Here is a 17903-nt window from a genome sequence, read left to right as displayed (position 1 = left end):
CCTCCACCGCCACAAGAGCCAGGAGTCGCATCGTGAGTAGCGCAACCCGGCTACGGGAACCCGCCCTGCGCCCGTACCAGAGCGAGGCGATCAACGCGGTCGTCACCGGGCTCGCCGACGCCGGCAAAGGCCAGCTCTACGCGGCGTGCGGCAGCGGGAAGACCCTCATGTCGGTCATTGCCGCCCGCGAACTCGTCCCCAGGGACGGACTGATTGTCGTGCTCGCCCCGTCCCTGTCCCTGGTCGCGCAGACCGTCACCGCCTGGCGAACCCTGTCCCGTGTGGACGCGGTCCTGGCCGTGTGCAGCGACGACACCGTGGCCGACGCCCCCGCACACCTGGAGGACGTCGACGCCCGTGTCACCACCGACGCCGGGGAGATCGGCGACTGGCTCACCACCCAGCGCGGCCGGCGGCTGATCGTGGGCACCTACCTCTCCGCCCACCGGCTCGCAGAAGCCCTGACCGGCCGGCAGGCCGTCGCCGATCTCGTCGTCTTCGACGAGGCGCACCACCTCGCGGGACGTACCGACTACAGCACGCGCCGGGTCCTGGACGAGACGTTCCTGCCCGCCCGGCGGCGCCTGTTCATGACGGCCACCCCCCGGATCGACGAGGTCCGCACCGAGACATCACTGGGCTCGGTGTCGATGTCCGACACCGCCGTCTTCGGCCCGGTGCTCTACGAGTACCCGTGGGCCAGGGCCATCCGCGAGGGCTACCTGGACGACTACCGGGTCGTCATCATCGGCGTCAGCCGCGCCCAACTCGTGGACATCCTCAGCGACGAGCGCCTCCTGGTGGACGAGCCCGGGGCGCCGGACCTGCGCATCCTGGCCGCGCAGACCGTCATCGCCCAGGCGGCCCGCCAGTACGGGCTGCGCCGGATTCTCGCGTTCTCCAACCGCCTCGACGCCGTGGCGGAGTTCACCCGCACGCTGAGCACCACCCTTCAGCGGCTCCCGGCCGGCAGCCGCCCCGCCGGGGAACTCCATACCGCGCGGGTGACCGGGGCGATGGACCACCGACAGCGGGAGAATGCCCTGGAAGCGCTACGGACACCCCCCGGCGGGGCTGAGGGGTGGACGGTGCTGACGAACGTGCGCTGCCTGTCCGAGGGCGTGGACGTCCCGGCCGTCGACGCCGTCGCCTTCACCCACCCCAAGCGGTCCCAGGTCGACATCGTCCAGGCCGTCGGGCGGGCCATCCGCCGCTCCCGCAGCGAGCAGGACGTCGCCACAGTGATCGTGCCCATCGTCGTCCCGGACTCCGTGGAGGACATCAGCGACCTGGACCCCGGCGAGTACCGGGTCTTGTGGCAGGTCCTGCGCGCCCTGCGCGCCCATGACGAGACGCTCGGGATCGAGCTGGACACCCAGGCATCGCACGACCCCACCAGCAACCCGCAGTTGCCCTCCCGGATCACGGTGGAACTACCACCGGGCACCAGCGACGACGTCCTGGCCGGGATCAAGGCCCTGACAGTCAAGCAGGTCACCTCCACCTGGTGGGCCGGGTTCGGGCAGGCCCGCGCCTACTACGAGACCCACGGCAACCTGTCGATCCCCGCCGACCACGTGACGGACAGCGGCCTGCGGCTGGGCACCTGGCTCATCAACGCCCGCCAGCACCGCCGCAAGGGGTGGCTGCGCCGCGATCGCATCGACGCCCTGGACAGCATCGGCATGGCCTGGGACACCAAAGACGTCCCCTGGCAGCGATTCCTCAAGGAGCTGCGCGCCTACCGGAAGGAACACGGTCACGTCAACGTGCCCCAGTCCTACGTGACCCCGAACGGCTACTCCCTCGGCTCGAAAATCAACACGACACGCACCCGGCCGGACCGGGCCCCCGCTTCCGTGCGGGCCGCCCTGGACGACCTCGGGATGATCTGGGACAGCCGGGACCTGGCCTGGCAGGAGTTCTTCACCGCCTGCCAGAAGTACGTCCAGGAGCACGGCTCCCTCAACGACGTGAAGAGCGGGTGGAAGACCGCTACGGGCTACACCCTCGGAGTCCGTCTCAAGCGCTACCGGGCGCAGTGGCGCGAAGGAACGATCGACCCGGCCGAACTGGCCTCCCTGAGGGAACTGGGGTGGGACCCGGAGCAGGGCGGTAAAGCTGGCACCTGGGCACGGTTTTTGGCCGCTGCCGACCGGTACGTCGCCGAGCACGGCACCCTGCGCACCGTCCGGAAGGACTACGTCGACAGCGAGGGGTACCCGCTCGGCAAGAGCATCATGTACTACCGGAACCTCAACAACGGCACACGGACGAGGAACGGCAAAGTGACCGAACTCCCGCCCGAACGCAAGCAGGCCCTGGACGAGCGGGGCATGTCCTGGGACTCGGTCTGGGCTGCGAAGCCGTCCCGGGACATCACCGCGGACGAAGCAGCGGCACTTACCGCACTCCCGCCACACCAGGCGGGCCTGGAGATCATGCGGCTCGTCGACGACCTGAAAGTCGCCCAGGCAAGCATCGCGGACGTCTTAGGGATGCACCGGTCCCAGCTCAACACCAAGATCCAGGGGTACCGGAAGACAGGCCGCTGGCCGGTCCAGCGCAAGGGCAGCGGTCGTCGTGGCACGGTGCGGGAGAACGGGCAGTCCGCCTGACCCAAGACGTACGAAAGCCCCCGAGTCATCTCGGCTCGTAGGCGACAAAAAACAGCCCACCCGGGGAGCAGAGCGTGACCGACAGTCTGCTGGAGTTCGTGCGGGCCCGGCTCAACGACAACCTGGCGAACGCCCGGTTGATCGGGAACACCCTCATCACCCAGCGAGAACGGCTGGGCGTATCCCTCGAAGCGGCGGAGAAGCAAGCCCGTGCCAACGCCGGCGCGGCAGAAGCTCTGCTGACGCTCCTCGAAGAGACCGTCGTCCCCTACCTCGGCACCACCGGACGCAGCGGGCGCAACGCGGAGCGGCAGCTTCTCCTGCTCGCCCAGGCTCACACCGGGCACCGCGACTACCGCGAAGGGTGGCCGACGTAGACCGGCGTACGAGCAGAACCTGGGCCGGGCGAGCAGGAGCTCGCCGAACTGCGAACCGCTCGGGCGAAACTGCGGCGCGGCGACGTCCGGTCGGTGGGTGCAACTCCCGACGTAGCGCGCCCCCGTCGACGCGAAGCGGGCTGCGGTCCGCGCCAACTCCCAAAGCCTGGTCCACAGGTGTCGCGCTCGGGCAGGTCCTGAAGTCCCGCCGCACCGCCCAAGAGGGCTGCATCTGCTGTGGCAGGGGCCGCTATCCCAGCGGGGCGTTATCGACGAAGACGGGACGGTGTTCAGCGAGTTCGCGGGGCAGGTCTTCCACAGGCATGATCGCAACAGCGGGTGTAATGCCGCGGGCCCACCGAGCTGCCGCCCGTCGGGTTCGCTCATGCCGCAGGACGATCAGCGACGGATCTCTCAGGGTCTCGGCGCGCACCACCGCCCAGTCGCACTGTCCGAGCGCCGAGCGGAGACTCTGGCTCAGACCTCTCAACATCCCCATTGACTCCCCATCCTGGTGATCGTCATCGCACGCATCAGGCCGCCGGCGTCAGTTGTCTCGACCAAGTCTCATCTATCGCGACTCGGCGCACCAGATCTGTCGCCGAGCTCATCTGCATGCGGGCGCTGCCTGTCGCGGACGGTCCCTCGTGGCCGAGGTATTCGGCGACCCTGCTGACCTGCCTCCGCTCGTAAGTTCGGTTCGCGTAGGCGTCGAATGAAGCATGCCGCGCCTCATCTACACGGTGAACAAAGCGCTCACGAACGCGCAGATCGCCGACCTGTACGACCTCTCCGAGAAAAGCAAGGCCGTGATCGGCCTGTGGCAGAACACGCTTCCCTCACCCGTGACTCCTTCACCTGGTGCATCAGTGGCGGACTCCTTTCGGGTCCTCTGGCACGCCTCCGGGGCGTCGAGAGCGGCGATGCTTACGGGCGCGCCGCCACCGGCCCGAAGTCGCCGCTAGCCCACTCTTGTTCGGGAACGGTGCGCTCGGGAGGCGGCTGCGGGATGTCGGGCGCGGTCGCGAAGAAGAGTGCGGCCAAGGTGACGAAGAGTGCTGCCACGGCGATCTCCACTTTGAGCAGATTTCGGACGCTGAGCTTCAGCCTGGCCGCACCTACAGCCACTTTGTCCGGATGAGCCCAGGCTTGGTAGGCCATCCAGCAATACAACACTGCCACGCCGGCACAGAGCCACGGCAACTTCATGTAGATAGACAACAGGACCTCCAGTTGGAACTTTCCGAAGTCGAATGATTACGACACGTTACCTAAGGGGCCGCTCTCCACTTTCGCTACCCTGGGGTTGGCATTATCGCTACCCTAGGGCAGCATTACAGGTGTCGACCTACCCGAAGGAGAGCGCCATGCAGATCGAAACCGCCGACGACTACGAGACCCTCGCCGCAACCGTCGCCATCCGCGCACCCCACGCCCGCTTCATGGACGAGATCACCGCCAACGCCGGCGCCGACTACCACAGCGTCTGGCTGGACGAGACCGACAGCACCGTGTGGCACGCCTGGGCCGAGCCCGGCGAGGACCTGTGGACGCTCGACCACGAACCGGTGGGCGAAGCCATCGCGTGGATCACGGAAACCCTCACTCTCGTTCTCGACGCCCTCGCCTCCCCCGAGGAGGCAGACCACTACCTGGACCAGGACGGGCGGGAAGAGAGCGACCTTGACGCGCTCAATGAGCTGGAAGCGGTACGGCTGGCAGGGATGCGGTATGGCGGCGCGGACCCCGTGGTCATCGACCGCAGGATCCGCGCGGAGATGGACGCCCACCGGGAGCAGATCCGCCTGCTCGCACGGCTGCGGGCCGGCAACTTGCAGCGGGCGTTCGGTACCGAGCGAGGCGCCGCCGCTGCGGCATCCAGGGCTCTGGGAGTTACGCCGGAGGCTGCACGGCGTGCTCTTTCCGCCGCCGACGAGTTCGACACCCGAGTCCGCGACACGGCAGAGCAAGCACGCCAGGAGCAGAAGGCGTAGGGGCTCTGACACCGACTGCCCACCGATCAACTCCGGTCGGGGCAGCCTTGGTTCGCAGGCGTTGCCGTGTCCTGGCGGTACGTACGGCCCGCTGCCATCCTGAGCGGGCGGACTTCGACTTCGAGTGCCCCTACTGCGGCACGGACTGCTGGGTCTTCTGTCCGGACGTCGGCTTCTGGGGAACCAAGTACCAGGCGCCACACGAAGTCGACTGCTAGGCGTGCGGAGGGACCTTCCACCCGGTCTTCGACTGATGACACGTCACCATTCCGTCACACCGCCCCCATGTGGCGTTCACAGGCCCGATGATGCCCTCAACCGACCTTAGGGGCCCTGATGCGCCGAAACACCCGCAGAACACCACCTGTCACCACCGTGGCCCTGTTCCTGGCGACGCTCACACTCGCCAGCTGCTCCAACGACCCCGAGTACACCGCGGCCGACTGCCGGGACCTGCTGGAGCGCAACTTGCTCGCCGACAACGTCCAGGACGTGTCGCAGGAACCCGAGTGCGCGCACCTGAACCGCGAGAAGTACGGCGAAGCGGTGAAGACCGTCCTCATCGAGCACAAGGACCGCATCATCAACCCCGGCGGGTGACCTGCACAATCACGGGTCTGGCCGCTTCGGAACCCTCCCCCGAACCTGGTCTGTCAACACGCCCGGCCCCGCGGTGCGTTGCTTCGTCCGGACCAGCACCGTGCGGCAGCGCATCAACGCCCCGACGGCCCAGCCCGGCATAATCCTCACGGGCACTGGCCGCCCCCGTGCACTCGGCACACTGGTACATGCCGCCGTCGAGTTCCGTCATCGTCTCCGCGGGCCCGGTGGTGTACGTGAGGTTGTAAGGGTGGGGTAGGCGACGCCCGGGTGGTCTGCGGCGGCGGCCGGGCGGTCGCAGCTGAGCTCGGCGATGACGGCGGTGCCGCGTGTGTCGGGTGTGCAGGAAGTCGCGCATGATGCGGTTGGCGCCGAAGACCGTGTGTCGCCGGCCAACCCGACGTCGCAGAGCCGACCAAGTGCTGGGTTTGGCCTTGTCCGGCGTGTCGCAGGGATGGAAGGAGCGTGAGTCCGGGGCAAGGAGCTTCGGGAGCGCTGAGAATCTCATAGGGGGCGCTGTGAACATGATCCATCCGGTCGCCAATGGACTGCGTACCGACTATCCGGTTCCGGGGTTGCCGTTCATCAACGATGAGCGGCTGCCTCTCGACAATCCTGACGCGATCGAGCGGACCGGCCGCGGCCAGGGAGAAGGGCTGTGGGGGCGCACGGATACGTTACGCGGTGGAGGGTGGGTGGCCTTCACGACTGAGACGAAGAACCGTGCGTATGCGTGGGCGGTCCATCAGCACCCTGAGTACGGACGCACCGTTCTGCTGATCCGCGACCAGGACATGAGTTCACTGCATCACGACTGGATGTTCGGTCGCAACGGGTTCCTCTACCGGCACGGCGGCTACTGGTGGGACGGCACCGCATGGCACCGGCCCAGCCAGGTCGTCGACCGCGCCTACGAGGGATACGACGCCCGCCCCGTCCAGGACGCCATCACCGTCACGGCCGCGGACCTCCTGGCCCACCCGGGAGAAGCGGGCAACGCCCGCATCGCGAAGATCGCCGACTTCACCGCCCCCGAGGAACCGCTGCCCCACTGGCACGACCATCTCGCCCTGTGGGCCTCATCCCGCCGACCCGGCTCCCTGCCACTCGCCCGGTGCGTCATCGACCTGCGGGCACCGGAACTCGAACCGGCCCGCTTCGTCGACCGAGCCGGCCTGGCGCAGATCGCAGGCATGGCTCCCGAGGACCTGCCGCACCCGAAGCACGGGCGCAGCACGCTGCCCGTTCCCCAGACCGAAACACCCGACGGCCCGCGCTGGTCCCGGCCCGTCGCCGGCGACTGGGCCGAACAGCATCGCAGGGTCCACGGGCCGCGGGCACTCCTGTCCGGCACCACGACACCGTTCGGCACCGACCAGCCCTTGGGCCTCGTCGCCGATCACCACCGCCTCACGAAGATCATCTCTGAGGGTCTTGAGGCCGCGGACGATCGTAAGGACAAGCGCCTCTTCGGGCGCGGCAGGACGAAGCGCGAGGAGTCCGCCGCACACCTCGCCTGGTGGCCCGCAGTCGCCCTCAGCGACAACACCGACGGCTTCATCCCCACCTCGGCCGTACGCACCACCCTCATCGAGGCAGTCGTCGGCGGCCTCGCCGACGACGTCGAACGCGCCGGGAAGACGAACAAGGCAGACGTCTCCCTCGGTGACATCAGGACCGATGTCGTCAAGCTCCTCGACTGGTACATCCTGCGCGAACCAGGTCAAACGCCAGGGCTCTTCGGAGAGATCTGCCTGCTCGCCCGCGTGCGTCTCGGGCTCAAGCCCAGAGACGTCGGCAGTCTCCTGCGACGATCACTCCATCTGGACAGCGAGTTGGACGGCAAGACCGTCGACGCCCTACTCGATCTGGCACTGCCGCCCTCAGCGGCCCCGATCAGACCAGCACCCGCGACGAGCTGAAGCGCGCCGCCGACCGGAATGCCGGCCAGACGGCACTCACGACGATCACGGTGACAACGCCGACGTGCGGGTGGAGTCAGACGAACTCGCCGTTGAGGTGCTCCGCGTTGCGCCGGCCGCTGCCCTTGCGGCCGGCGTGCGCATCTGGACCTGGTCGGCGGCGTAGCGGTTCTCTCCCGAACGGCCGGGCTCGCGTTCAACCGGGGCGAGTCCTCTGCGGTCGATCCAGGTCCGGCCACCGCTTGTACTCCCGGCCGAGATAGGCGTCGAGCGCATCAGGGCGCCTGGTCCACTTAGCGGTCCGGGGCCGGGAGATGGGTTGCTGTCGAAGCACCCCTGAGCCCAGAGAAGGGGCGACGGCGGACAGCCCGCCTCGATGAGCAGACGGAGTACAACATGCTGGTGCGCTTCATGGAAGGCCCCCTCGGCGGCCTCGAACTACAGACAGACGACTTCCCGTGGCCCGGCGGCTGGTTCAGGATCGGCGACCAGGAGTGGGCGTTCTACATGCCCACGCACGAGGAGCCGGGTGTGGTGCTGGCAGATCACCAGCCCATCAGGCCGGAGCCGACTCAGAGCTGAAACGGACCTGGTGTCCGTGCCGCCGGGGCGACGCCCCGGCGGCACGGACACCGGAGTCAGCGTCGACGAACCTCTCCCCCACCTTCGATCAGCACCCCGCAGGCGAATCCTTCGCACTCGCGCGCCGAACACCAGTGACACACACTGGGGACAGGCACTCCCCCGAGTCGCCGACCAGCGAGCTGCCGCGTAGACAGGGTTTGACGGCGCGAGCTGAGCGGGAGGTCCTGCATGTTGCGTCCGGTGGTGGAGCCGATGCTCGCGCGGGCGGTCGACACTCTCCCAGGCCCGGCCGCCCTCCGCCGTCTCGCCTTCGAGATCAAGTGGGATGGATTCCGTGCTCTGCTGTTCACCGGGACACGCACTGGTGGGCCGGTGCTGCTCCAGTCACGTCGGGGCAACCTGTTCCAAGGCGCCTTCCCCGACCTCGTCACCGCGGCGAACGACCAACTCCCCCAAGCTCTCGTCCTCGACGGCGAACTTGTCGTATGGAATGGGACGGAGCTGTCGTTCGCGGCCGTGCAGCGCCGCGCGGTCTCCGGCACCCGCAACGCCCGCCAACTCGCCGCCGCACTCCCGGCCTACTACGTTGCTTTCGACATCTTGCAGGCCGATGGCGAAGAGACCGTCAACCGGCCCTATCTGGAGCGCCGGGCTCTGCTGGAGACCCTGTTCGCCGAGCGCGCACTGACGGCACCGTGGACGCTGTGCCCGATGACCAGGGACCCGGAGACCGCGCAGGAGTGGCTCCGGGACTGGACGCAGATCCCCGGGCTCGAAGGCGTCGTACTCAAGCCCGTAGGCGGCAGGTACAAGCCCGGCCGAAGAGACTGGACCAAGCTGAGACAACGGGATTCGACCGAAGCCCTGATCGGAGCAATCACCGGCACCCTCGCCCGGCCGCAACAACTCCTCCTCGGCCGCTACGACGACAACGGACGACTCAGGACGATCGGCCGTACGACCACGCTCCGGCCAGACACAGCCCGCCAGCTCGCCGGCCACCTCACACCAGCCGGCCCCGAACACCCCTGGACCGGCGTCACCTTCACCTCCACCTGGGGCAGCCGAGAACCCCTCCACCCCCTCCTCGTCAACCCCGGCCTGGTCGCCGAGATCAGCGCCGACACCGCCGTTGACCGCGGCGGCGTGTTCCGCCACCCACTGAGATTCGTACGGCTGCGCCTGGACCAGAAGCCGGAGGACGTCGCCCCGTACGGAGCGGGATCTGTGGCCTCGTCAGGATGAGAACCTCGCATGCCCGCTCGCCAGACCGGGGCTGACAGCGGCGTATGCCGAACGGAGATGGCAAGCGGTCGATACAATCGGGAACGCCCCCGGCAGGGAGGCGAACCACCAGGGCTCGTTCGTGGGGGCCCGGCCTGCGGCGCCCGCACCTCTACGAGGTCAGCCGCTCAGGGGCCCGGAGGCATTTCACATTCTGTGAATCGCCCCTACGTGGCAGAAGCGGAAGACGTGGCGAAGAAGAAGAGCAGAGGGACCAACCCCACTGCACCGCTGGTCAAAGCCCCAATCCGCATCGGTGCCATTGATGCGCCGGCAGCCATCGCCGAGCTGCGCGACCTCCATGAGAGAGCCGAAGACCCGCGGGTCGACCGGATGCCGGAAGACTCCGAGCTGTACGGCGCGCTCCTCTATCTGGAGCAGAACCGAGACGCGCTCAAGCCCCTCGGCGAGGCAGCACGCCGTGAAGCGGCGGTCACCCGCACCCGCCTGTGGGAGTACCTGCGCGAGCAGACCGACATCCACCAGCTCCGCGCCATCGACGACGCCCGTGACGCGAAAGCCGAGTGGTCCACCCTGGCTGCGCCCCTCGCGGTACGAGCGGCGAGCGCCGCTTACAACAAGGCCGTTCGTCTGCGTGGTTCTGCTCTCCGTGGCCCCGAGGCCGGCAGCACGCCAGTACGCCGTACTCCCGAAGCCATCCTCGAAGAAGAGCGGCGGATCGAAGCGGCGGCGAGGGCTGAGCGCCGCCGCGAACAGAAAGAGGAAGCCCGTCACGTCCTCATGAAGTCAGTTGCCCGGCGCCTCCTGCATCACCGGGACGAACTCGCCCAGGACAACGAGGAGGCCGAGGACTGGCTGGAGGAGATCGCCACCGTGCTGACCGACTGTGTCACCCCGGTCCAGAAGGCCAGTCTCGCCACCTACGTGTCAGCCACCGTTCGATCTGTTCGAGGCGCTTCGGGCACCGCCGATGCCCAGGCCGCACTCGCCGCCGCTGTTGAGCTGATGGAAACGCGCTGACCGGCGCACTTCGCGACTTCAGCACATCCAGGTCCGCGGGAAGAGACCCTGAAGACTGCTCAGCTTCCGGCGTCGCCCGCGTCAACGTTGCTCATGGCCAGCCCGTCGTCGAGTACCCGTGGACCGGATGAACATCAACCAATCCGCGAAGCGTAAGAACACTGACCACTGGGCGTCGTAGGCAACGGTCGACGCGGATCGATGGTTCGTCATGACTGATGCAACGATCTTGCCGGGCCCGTTAATGTCGGTTCATGCTCATCGCTAACGTCTCCCCCCGCACAGGCGGAAAAACTACCAATTCCGGATGGTTCGGGCACGCTTTGGAGGAGGCAGAAGGCGAGTACGAACCGTACGGGTTCGACGCCGACCACTCCCAGCAGTTCTACAACTGGAGCCTCACCGGAGAGTTTCCCTTCCCCGTTGAACCCGCAGCCACTGCGAAGTTCCACATCGAGCACTTCGTGCCGGACGGCAAGATCGGCATCGTTGACTGCGGTCACACCGAGAACCACCCCGACATCACCAACAGCGTGCTGCGAGTGGCTGACCTCGTGATCCTCCACATGTCGCCCACCAAAGCCGACTTCGACCGCGTCGATGATCCTCCAGACAAGACGAAGATCGCCGACATCATCGCCATGAGCGCAGCTCTCCGCCCCGACCGTCAGCCCCCGCCAGCATGGGTGCTACTCAACCGCACCGTGACCGGAGCCGGGTCCACGAAGCAGTACCGGGAAATGATGGAAGACGAAGGCTGGAACGTCTTCACCACCACCATCCCGAGGACCGAGGTGTTCGGCCAGTCAGTCAGCTACCCCGTCTCCGGTGCCAAGCGCGGCCCCTTCGGTGCGCTCGTCACTGAGATGGAGACGCGAGGACTGCTGCTCGCGAAGACCGGACTCAAGGAGCAGCGGTGACCGCGACGTCACACACGAAGCGTCTGCAAGAAGAGAAGGAGCGACGCCGCCTGGCACGCGAGGAAAAGGCCGCCGCTGCCGCTGCGGGTGGTGACGGATCCGGAAGCGAGACTGGCAGTGGGGGCCTCCCGGCTTCACGCAAGCCCACCGGTTTGGCTCCGCGACCGCAACCATTCACCCCCGATCTTCTTCCAGCAACCAATCCGGTCGATGCAGTCGGTGAGCTGTCGACGGAAGAGTTGGACGAGCTGGACCGGTGTGAGCGCGCCTTCGCGAACGCGGACCAAGCGGAGTGGATGCGAGGTTCCGCGCTGGAGTCAGTCAAAGCACGCAAGCTGTTCCGCCAGAACGGCAGGACGTGGCCGGAGTACTGCGAAGAGATCGGTCTGAGCGAATCCGACGCTAACCGGATGATCCAGGAGTACCCACTGGCGAGGGCGATCGCCCAAATTTGGGTGAGTCCGAAGATGATCCCGGACTCGCACGTGCGGGCGCTTCTGCCCCTGTTGCCCTACTACAGCACCGAACGGGTTGCTCAGGGATACGTCGCCCTCTGGACGTGGGCCAAGGACGAGGGGCAGCGCGTGACCGCAGCCAACCTCAGGGCCCTGGTTCAACGGTCGGTGCAAGAGCTGCCGTCCGATGCGCCTCTTCCGGTCGCCGAGTTCGTCGCCCGCCCAAAGGCAATCGCACCGGCTGTCCCGGGGCAGACGAGCCCTTCGACCTCCTCGCGCAAGCCGGACGACACAGGCAGCAACGATCCGGCCGGTCACCCAAATTTGGGCGACTCCCCCAGTGGTCGAGACGATTCGCCGGCTGCCCCGGAACCGAACGGTGACGGCCCAGCTGGAGGCGGCGATTCACTGGCCGCCCCAGAAGGGCAGGGTCCCCCAAGATCGGGAGACGGCCCGCATGAAGGCCACGCAGATGACGAGGTCCTAGACGCCGAGCTGGTGAGCGAGGAGAAGGCCAACGACGTTGCCGCTGCGCTCTCTGGGCTGACGGAAGGCATCGAGCTGAAGATGGTCGGCGGTTCCCCAGAGACCTTGCGGAGGATCGCGTCCTCCGCAGACATGATCCGCAAGGCGGCAGAGGACGCACTTGCCGACCGGTGACAGTCACCCAAATTTGGGTGACCAGCATGCAGGAGGCGACCCGGTCAGGGGCGCCTCCTCATCGCTTTCGGCGGTCACTTTTCGTTGACGATCCCTCTCGTGACCATCCGAACGATCCTCCCTCGCGACCGAGCGTGAGAGTGTGAAAGCCGCTCAAGGAGTGATGCCAGATGCTGGAGGGGCGCACCACGTGACCGCGGGAACCACAGTGCAACTGACGCGCACACACCGGATACTCATCGGCGTCGTCACCTTCGGTGCGGTTGTCATCGCCGCGATCGGTTTCGCGGGGTCGTACTCCGCCGTGCGCGACCTCGCCGAGAAGAAGGGCTTCGGGCAGTTCTCGATCGTCTTCCCGATCGGTATCGACGCGGGCATCTGCGTCCTGCTCGCGCTCGACCTGCTGCTGACCTGGATGCGGATCCCGTTCCCGCTCCTGCGCCAGACCGCCTGGCTGCTCACCGCCGCGACGATCGCCTTCAACGGCGCCGCCGCCTGGCCGGACCCGCTCGGCGTGGGCATGCACGCGGTGATCCCGATCCTGTTCGTCGTCTCCGTCGAGGCGGCGCGCCACGCGGTCGGCCGTATCGCGGACATCACGGCCGACAAGCACATGGAGGGTGTCCGCCTCACCCGCTGGCTGCTGTCGCCCGTCCCGACGTTCAAGCTGTGGCGCCGGATGAAGCTGTGGGAGATCCGCAGCTACGAGGACATCATCCAGCTCGAACAGGACCGGCTCATCTACCAGGCCCGCCTCCAGGCGCGCTACGGCCGCAACTGGCGCCGCAAGGCGCCCATCGAGGCGATGATGCCGCTGCGGCTCGCGAAGTACGGCGTCCCGCTGGCGGACACCGGCCCGGCCGGTCTCGCCGCGGCGGGCATCGAACCGGCCTCGGTGTCCGTCGTGCGGGCCGACGCGCCGAGCGAGGAGAGCTCGCGCTCGTTGCCGGCGACGGAGTCCGGTCCGTACGCGATCGACGCTGCTGAACCGGAGCGCCGGGATGAGCCAATTGCGCCGGACAGCGTCCCGGTGCCGCCCGAGCCCGAGCCCGAGTCCGCCCCGGAGCAGGTGACGTTCGAAGACGCGTACCGGGCCTACGCTGCCGAGTACGGGGCATTCCCCGACGTGCGGCAGTTCGACGAGTACCTCATCCGGACCTACGGCGTACACATCGATGAGCGCGAGCTCGCGGCCACCGTCCGCGAGCTCGTTCAAGCGGAAGCCGCAGTGGCCGACGGCGGAGTGGCCGATGACCGTGACGTGGCCGATGGGGACAGTGGCCGATCCGCGCCGGAGATGACAGGTCCGGCCACAGCCCCGACGGAGTACGCGCACCTGTCCGCGCAGTCGCAGCCCGTACCGGAGCCTTCGGCCACCGAGCGCGTGCCCGCAGCCACGGGCCCGGTCGGCGGACGAATGGCCGCCAGGGGGATGCCGCCTCACCAGATGGCCGACGGCATGAACGGCGCAGCGATGGACGGTCCTACCGTCGCCGCGGGGCACACGGTGTGGGAGGCGTCGGCCACCGGCCACGGAACCGCGGCCACTGCGCTCATGCCGGAGCAGCGTGACGATGAGCCGGACCCGGATCCCCGCCGGCAGGAGATCGTGCAGGTTGTCGAGTGGATAGAGGAAGAAGAGGCTGCCGGGAGGGAGCTGAAGGGCGCGGAGGTGGCCAGGCGACTGGGCATTCCGACACGCACCGGCCAGCGTCGTCTCAACAGCGCGGTCGAGCTCCGCGCGGAGCTCCGGGAGAGGCACCGGGTGCCGTTGCGCTCGGTGTAGCGGCGGCTGACGAGCTGTCGGAAACGGTGGCCGATCTCGCATGTGGCCGATGACCTCAGCAGGTCATCGGCCACCGTCATGTCCGTGGCCGATGGGTGGCCGATGCCTGGTGGCCGATGGCCGGACCAGGGCTGATGCGGTGGCCGGTCAACCGCAGCGGCCACCGACGACGACACCTGGACTGACGGTCCGTCGTACCGGGGCGGGACGGACGGTGGCCGATGCGCGCTTCGTTGCGCGAAGGTGCCACCGTGGCGGGTGAGTTGTCTGCGGTGGCCGCCTGCGCTCAGCCGGTGTGGCCGCTCGGGACTCTCGTCTGGGGCTCCGGGGATGGCCGACGGCCCGTGGGGCGGACGCCTCTGGTGTGGAGCAGCTCGTTGAGGAGCTGCTCGGTCTCGATCTCCATCGGGCAGTCGAGTGTGCGGTTGATCTTCTGGAGTCTGATCATGGCGGTGTGGATCGCGGGCCGGTTGCCGGCCGCGTGCTCGATACGGAAGTAGTCGCGGTAGAGGAGTTCTGACGTCTCGTCGACTTCGAGTCCGGTGGTGACGGCTCGACGGGCGAGCACAAGGTCATGATGCGGGCCGGGCGTGGTGCGGTAGGTGGCGACGGTGTGGGCCACGTCCACGATGCGGGTGATCATTTCCTGCTGATAGGGCTCGCTCCACGGCAGTGGGTGTGTGCCGAACGGTCGTCCGCGCACCAGCGCGAGGGCTTCCTCCAGGCCGTGCACCCCGTCCGGCCCGTGGCGAAGGGCGTGTTCGGCGAGTTCGGTGAAGCGGGTCCAGTCGCACCGTACGTGCGGGGAGATGGCGCAGGGGTCGTCCTTGAACTGGCGGCGCGGGATGTACGGGGTGCCGTCCGTGTCGGTACCGAGGCTGCTGCGCAGGCCCCGCATGCGCGCGGTGAGGGTGGACAGCGACCAGGGACTGACGGGGTCCATGTCCGCGCAGATCGTGTCGGAGCTGCGGCCGGGCTTCAGTAGCAGGAGCGCGGCGAGCTGCGCCAGCCGGGGGCCGTGGCCGGTCATCGCGACACCGGTCACCTCCACCGGCCCCAGCACGCTGACTTCGGGAACGCCTGGCTCGTCCTGCTCGGTGGAGTCCGGTGCCGGGGGAGCGGTCCTGTGCGGGGCGGTGTGCCCGGTGACGGTGACCCGGGGGACCGGGGGGACCTCGGCGGGATCGCCGGACCCGGTCACCAGGGCGGTGAAGACGCTGGTCGCCCTCCCGGCATGGGGCTGCTGCTCGGTGCCCGGTTCGCTCTCCCGCGCCCACTCTTCTCCGGTCTCCTCGCCTGTGTCCCCCGTTTCGGGCTGCGGCTCACGGTCGTGGTCGTGGTCGTGGGCGTGGGCGGAAGGCGGGCCGGTGTCGGGGGAGTGGGGGAACTGCTCTTCGCCGGGGACGTTGCGCCAGGGGCCTTCCGGGGGGTTCGCGGGTTCGCCGGAGACGGCGAGCGCGGTGACGATCTGCTCGTACGCGGCGGGCTCCAGCCGCTGGACGGTGACCGGCGCGCCGATCCCTTCGAGGTCCTGGGGCCCGCGGTTGACGTTGATGACCTCGGCGTGGGGGAAGTACGCGGCAACGCCGGCGGCCGGGGCGATCAGCGCGACCGGCAGGTCGCCGGCCCGGTCGATGCTTTCGGCGAGCTGCCAGGCCGCGTCCGGGGCGAGAGCGGCACACATGATCACGTGCGGGTGGAGGGAGGCGTCGGGGAGCTGCCGTGTCTCCAGCAGGCGCTGGCTGAAGTCCTTGGCGGCGTGCTCGGCCTGGCTCATGTGCGCGATGCGCGACGTCGGCAGCAGCTGGGGGAGTCCTTCACCGAACGCGGCGACGGCGACTTCGCAGTCCGCGGACCACGGGCTCATCCCGAGTTCCAGCGCCAGCGACAGCAACGCCTCCTGGACGTGGGCGGGTTCGCCGTCGAGGAGGAGGACCTGGTGATGGGGGAGGTTGAGGAGGACCAGGTCGCCGCTCTCGGTGGCGCCGAGCGTCGCCAGGGCCGGGTAGGGGGCGGGGATCTGCTGGGCGTCGTCGACGGGCAGCAGGACGGCGTCGTGGGGGAGTGTCCACCATCCCCCGCCGTCGCCGGTGGTGAACGGCGGGAGTTGCTCGGCCGTGGGGTCGGCGGGCAGAACGGCGAGTGTCCGGGTTCCGATCCGGGCGGCCCGCAGTTCGGGCAGGGGCTGTGCGGTGTCCTGCGCGTGATGGGCCAGGGTGCGCAGCGCGAGGTCGAGACGTGCGGCGTCGGACTGCTCCGCGGCCTGCGCGAGTTGGGCCTCGGCGGTCGACGTCTCGTGGGCGATGGCGATGGTCTCGCCGGGTTTACGGCGTCGGCGCTGGAGGAGCCTGCGCAGGGCGAGCGCGCCGGTGATGGCCGCGGCCAGGAGCGCGAACGCGCTGGCGACGGCCCGGATGCTGTGGCTGGTGGCCGCCGGCTCCGTCGAGTCCGTCGGCACGGTGGTCGGGGCGGGCCTGGGGGTGTCCGGCGTCGTGGATGCCGGCGGGGATGATGGTGCGGTCGTGGGCGGGGTGTTGGACGGGGAGGGTGCTGCCTGGCTGTCCTCGGCGGTCGGCGGGCCGGAGGGAGTCCTGTCCGGTGGGGGCGGCGGTGCGGCCCTGCCGTCGCCGGGACCCGGGCTGCCGGGGCTCTCCGGTTCTTCCGGCTGGTCCTTGCCCTGCCTGGCTCCGGGGCCGCCGGATGGTGGGGAGGCGGCGGGGAGGGTGACGACCTGTCCGGGGTGGATCATGTCCGGGTTGGTGATCTCCGGCAGCCCGTCCGGCTGGTCCTTGCCCCTGCTGGCGTCGAACAGCTCGGGCCAGGCGCTCGCGTCGCCGAGCTCCTCCTGCGCGATCTTCGACAGGTAGTCGCCGGCCCGGACGGAATACGTGGTGGGGGTGTTGGGGTCTGCGGTGCCCGACTCCGCGGGGGCTGCCGCGAGTTGCGGGGCGGGCCCGGCCTCCTCCCGCTCATGCGGGGTGGACTGGGCCGCGTCGGGCGGCAGTTGAACGACGGCGCCCGGGGGCAGGAGGGTGCCTTCGGGCAGACCGGGGTTGAGGTCCTTGATGTCCTGGTGGCGCAGTCCGCTGCCGAGGAACGTCTCGGCGAGGTCCCAGTACGTCGTGCCTCCCTCGCCGACCGTGTGCCGGGGACCGGCTGTTGCGGCCGCTGCCGGGAGATGCGCTTCCCTGTCCGGATCGGCGGCTTCGCTGCGGGCCTGCTGTGACTGACCGGCCGTACCCCCGGACTCCGGGGCTCCGGGGGCTTGGGCGTGAGGGGCGCTCGCCGCGGGTGCTGGTGCGGCAACCGCCGTTGCGGCCGGGGCCGCGAGGAGGATGCTGCCGAGGAGGAACCCGGCGAGCCGCTGTCCGGTGCCCATGCCCGGCAGGCGCGGCGCCGTACGGCGGGCGAGGACGGCCCCCGTCTCCGCGAGGACGGGAATCGTCAGCCACGACCAGGCGGTCCACGCGCCGAGGGTGAGCGCGGTCATCAGCAGCGTTCCGTCGTCCGGCCCGGTCAAGGCCGTGCGGATGCCGCCGGGTGACGGCACACCGGAGGGCAGCTGCCCGACGTCCAGGAGCAGCGCGGGCACGCCGGCGACCAGGGCGGCCAGGACAGCGAGTGCGAACAGGGCGCGGCCCGCGGCCGACGGCCAGCCGCCACCGGTGCCGGTACGGCGACGGCTAGGGGTGCGGGTGCGGGATCGTGGTGTGGGCATGGG

The 17903-nt window shown here is 68.9% G+C and carries 13 protein-coding genes; 11 read left to right on the top strand and 2 right to left on the bottom strand.

Translation table 11 applies throughout. The annotated features are described in order from the left end of the window. Nucleotides 1-32 precede the first annotated feature (32 nt). Both ACZ61E_RS20205 and ACZ61E_RS20200 read left to right on the top strand, forming a co-directional pair. Entirely contained in the window at nucleotides 33-2618 is a 2586-nt protein-coding gene (locus tag ACZ61E_RS20205; protein WP_469701164.1) for a helicase associated domain-containing protein, read from the top strand. A 74-nt stretch (nucleotides 2619-2692) separates the two neighbouring features. Next, the gene (locus ACZ61E_RS20200; protein WP_469701162.1) at nucleotides 2693-2995 is read left to right on the top strand and encodes a DUF6221 family protein; all 303 of its coding nucleotides are present in this window, start codon (nucleotides 2693-2695) and stop codon (nucleotides 2993-2995) included. A gap of 927 nt (nucleotides 2996-3922) precedes the next feature. Here ACZ61E_RS20200 and ACZ61E_RS20195 read toward each other — a convergent pair. Then, nucleotides 3923-4216 carry a hypothetical protein gene (locus tag ACZ61E_RS20195; RefSeq protein ID WP_469701161.1) on the bottom strand — a complete coding sequence of 98 codons (294 nt, stop codon included), beginning with the start codon at nucleotides 4214-4216 and terminating at the stop codon, nucleotides 3923-3925. Between the two features lie 146 nt (nucleotides 4217-4362). Here ACZ61E_RS20195 and ACZ61E_RS20190 point away from each other — a divergent pair, with 146 nt between their 5' ends. The 9 genes from ACZ61E_RS20190 (at nucleotide 4363) to ACZ61E_RS20150 (ending at nucleotide 14182) form a co-directional block, all read left to right on the top strand. Beyond that, entirely contained in the window at nucleotides 4363-4989 is a 627-nt protein-coding gene (locus tag ACZ61E_RS20190) for a hypothetical protein (RefSeq protein WP_469701159.1), read from the top strand. Nucleotides 4990-5325: 336 nt separating this feature from the next. Beyond that, nucleotides 5326-5589 (top strand): hypothetical protein, encoded by a 264-nt coding sequence (locus tag ACZ61E_RS20185; protein WP_469701158.1) that lies wholly within the window; start codon nucleotides 5326-5328, stop codon nucleotides 5587-5589. 695 nt (nucleotides 5590-6284) lie between these two features. After that, nucleotides 6285-7511, top strand: coding sequence for a hypothetical protein (locus ACZ61E_RS20180; protein WP_469701156.1), 1227 nt, complete (start codon nucleotides 6285-6287; stop codon nucleotides 7509-7511). Nucleotides 7512-7907: 396 nt separating this feature from the next. Further along, nucleotides 7908-8093: a hypothetical protein gene (locus ACZ61E_RS20175; protein WP_469701154.1), complete on the top strand. Its 186-nt coding sequence runs from the start codon at nucleotides 7908-7910 to the stop codon at nucleotides 8091-8093. Between the two features lie 231 nt (nucleotides 8094-8324). Then, nucleotides 8325-9341, top strand: a complete 1017-nt coding sequence (locus ACZ61E_RS20170; RefSeq protein WP_469701153.1) for an ATP-dependent DNA ligase — start codon at nucleotides 8325-8327, stop codon at nucleotides 9339-9341. A gap of 228 nt (nucleotides 9342-9569) precedes the next feature. Beyond that, complete coding sequence (locus tag ACZ61E_RS20165; protein WP_469701151.1) at nucleotides 9570-10361, top strand: hypothetical protein; 792 nt, start codon at nucleotides 9570-9572, stop codon at nucleotides 10359-10361. 254 nt (nucleotides 10362-10615) lie between these two features. Further along, nucleotides 10616-11281: a P-loop NTPase family protein gene (locus ACZ61E_RS20160; protein WP_469701149.1), complete on the top strand. Its 666-nt coding sequence runs from the start codon at nucleotides 10616-10618 to the stop codon at nucleotides 11279-11281. Further along, nucleotides 11278-12396, top strand: a complete 1119-nt coding sequence (locus ACZ61E_RS20155; RefSeq protein ID WP_469701147.1) for a hypothetical protein — start codon at nucleotides 11278-11280, stop codon at nucleotides 12394-12396. The genes ACZ61E_RS20160 and ACZ61E_RS20155 overlap by 4 nt, the downstream gene beginning before the upstream one ends. A 190-nt stretch (nucleotides 12397-12586) precedes the next feature. Continuing rightward, on the top strand, nucleotides 12587-14182 hold the full coding sequence (locus ACZ61E_RS20150; protein WP_469701146.1) for a DUF2637 domain-containing protein: 1596 nt from the start codon (nucleotides 12587-12589) through the stop codon (nucleotides 14180-14182). 286 nt (nucleotides 14183-14468) lie between these two features. Here ACZ61E_RS20150 and ACZ61E_RS20145 read toward each other — a convergent pair whose 3' ends face one another. Then, nucleotides 14469-17900 (bottom strand): LysM peptidoglycan-binding domain-containing protein, encoded by a 3432-nt coding sequence (locus ACZ61E_RS20145; protein ID WP_469701144.1) that lies wholly within the window; start codon nucleotides 17898-17900, stop codon nucleotides 14469-14471. Between the last annotated feature and the right edge of the window lie 3 nt (nucleotides 17901-17903).

The sequence above is a fragment of the Streptomyces sp. NPDC104581 genome (assembly GCF_055583685.1).
The sequence above is the reverse complement of the archived record's forward strand: the minus strand, read 5'-3'. Positions and strand labels throughout refer to the sequence as shown.

What these genes read in the sequence shown, in the direction of transcription:
- ACZ61E_RS20185 (WP_469701158.1), top strand. Translation starts at nt 5,326, where the DNA reads ATGCGCCGAAACACCCGCAGAACACCACCTGTCACCACCGTGGCCCTG.
- ACZ61E_RS20190 (WP_469701159.1), top strand. Translation starts at nt 4,363, where the DNA reads ATGCAGATCGAAACCGCCGACGACTACGAGACCCTCGCCGCAACCGTC.
- ACZ61E_RS20170 (WP_469701153.1), top strand. Translation starts at nt 8,325, where the DNA reads ATGTTGCGTCCGGTGGTGGAGCCGATGCTCGCGCGGGCGGTCGACACT.
- ACZ61E_RS20160 (WP_469701149.1), top strand. Translation starts at nt 10,616, where the DNA reads ATGCTCATCGCTAACGTCTCCCCCCGCACAGGCGGAAAAACTACCAAT.
- ACZ61E_RS20175 (WP_469701154.1), top strand. Translation starts at nt 7,908, where the DNA reads ATGCTGGTGCGCTTCATGGAAGGCCCCCTCGGCGGCCTCGAACTACAG.
- ACZ61E_RS20145 (WP_469701144.1), bottom strand. Translation starts at nt 17,900, where the DNA reads ATGCCCACACCACGATCCCGCACCCGCACCCCTAGCCGTCGCCGTACC.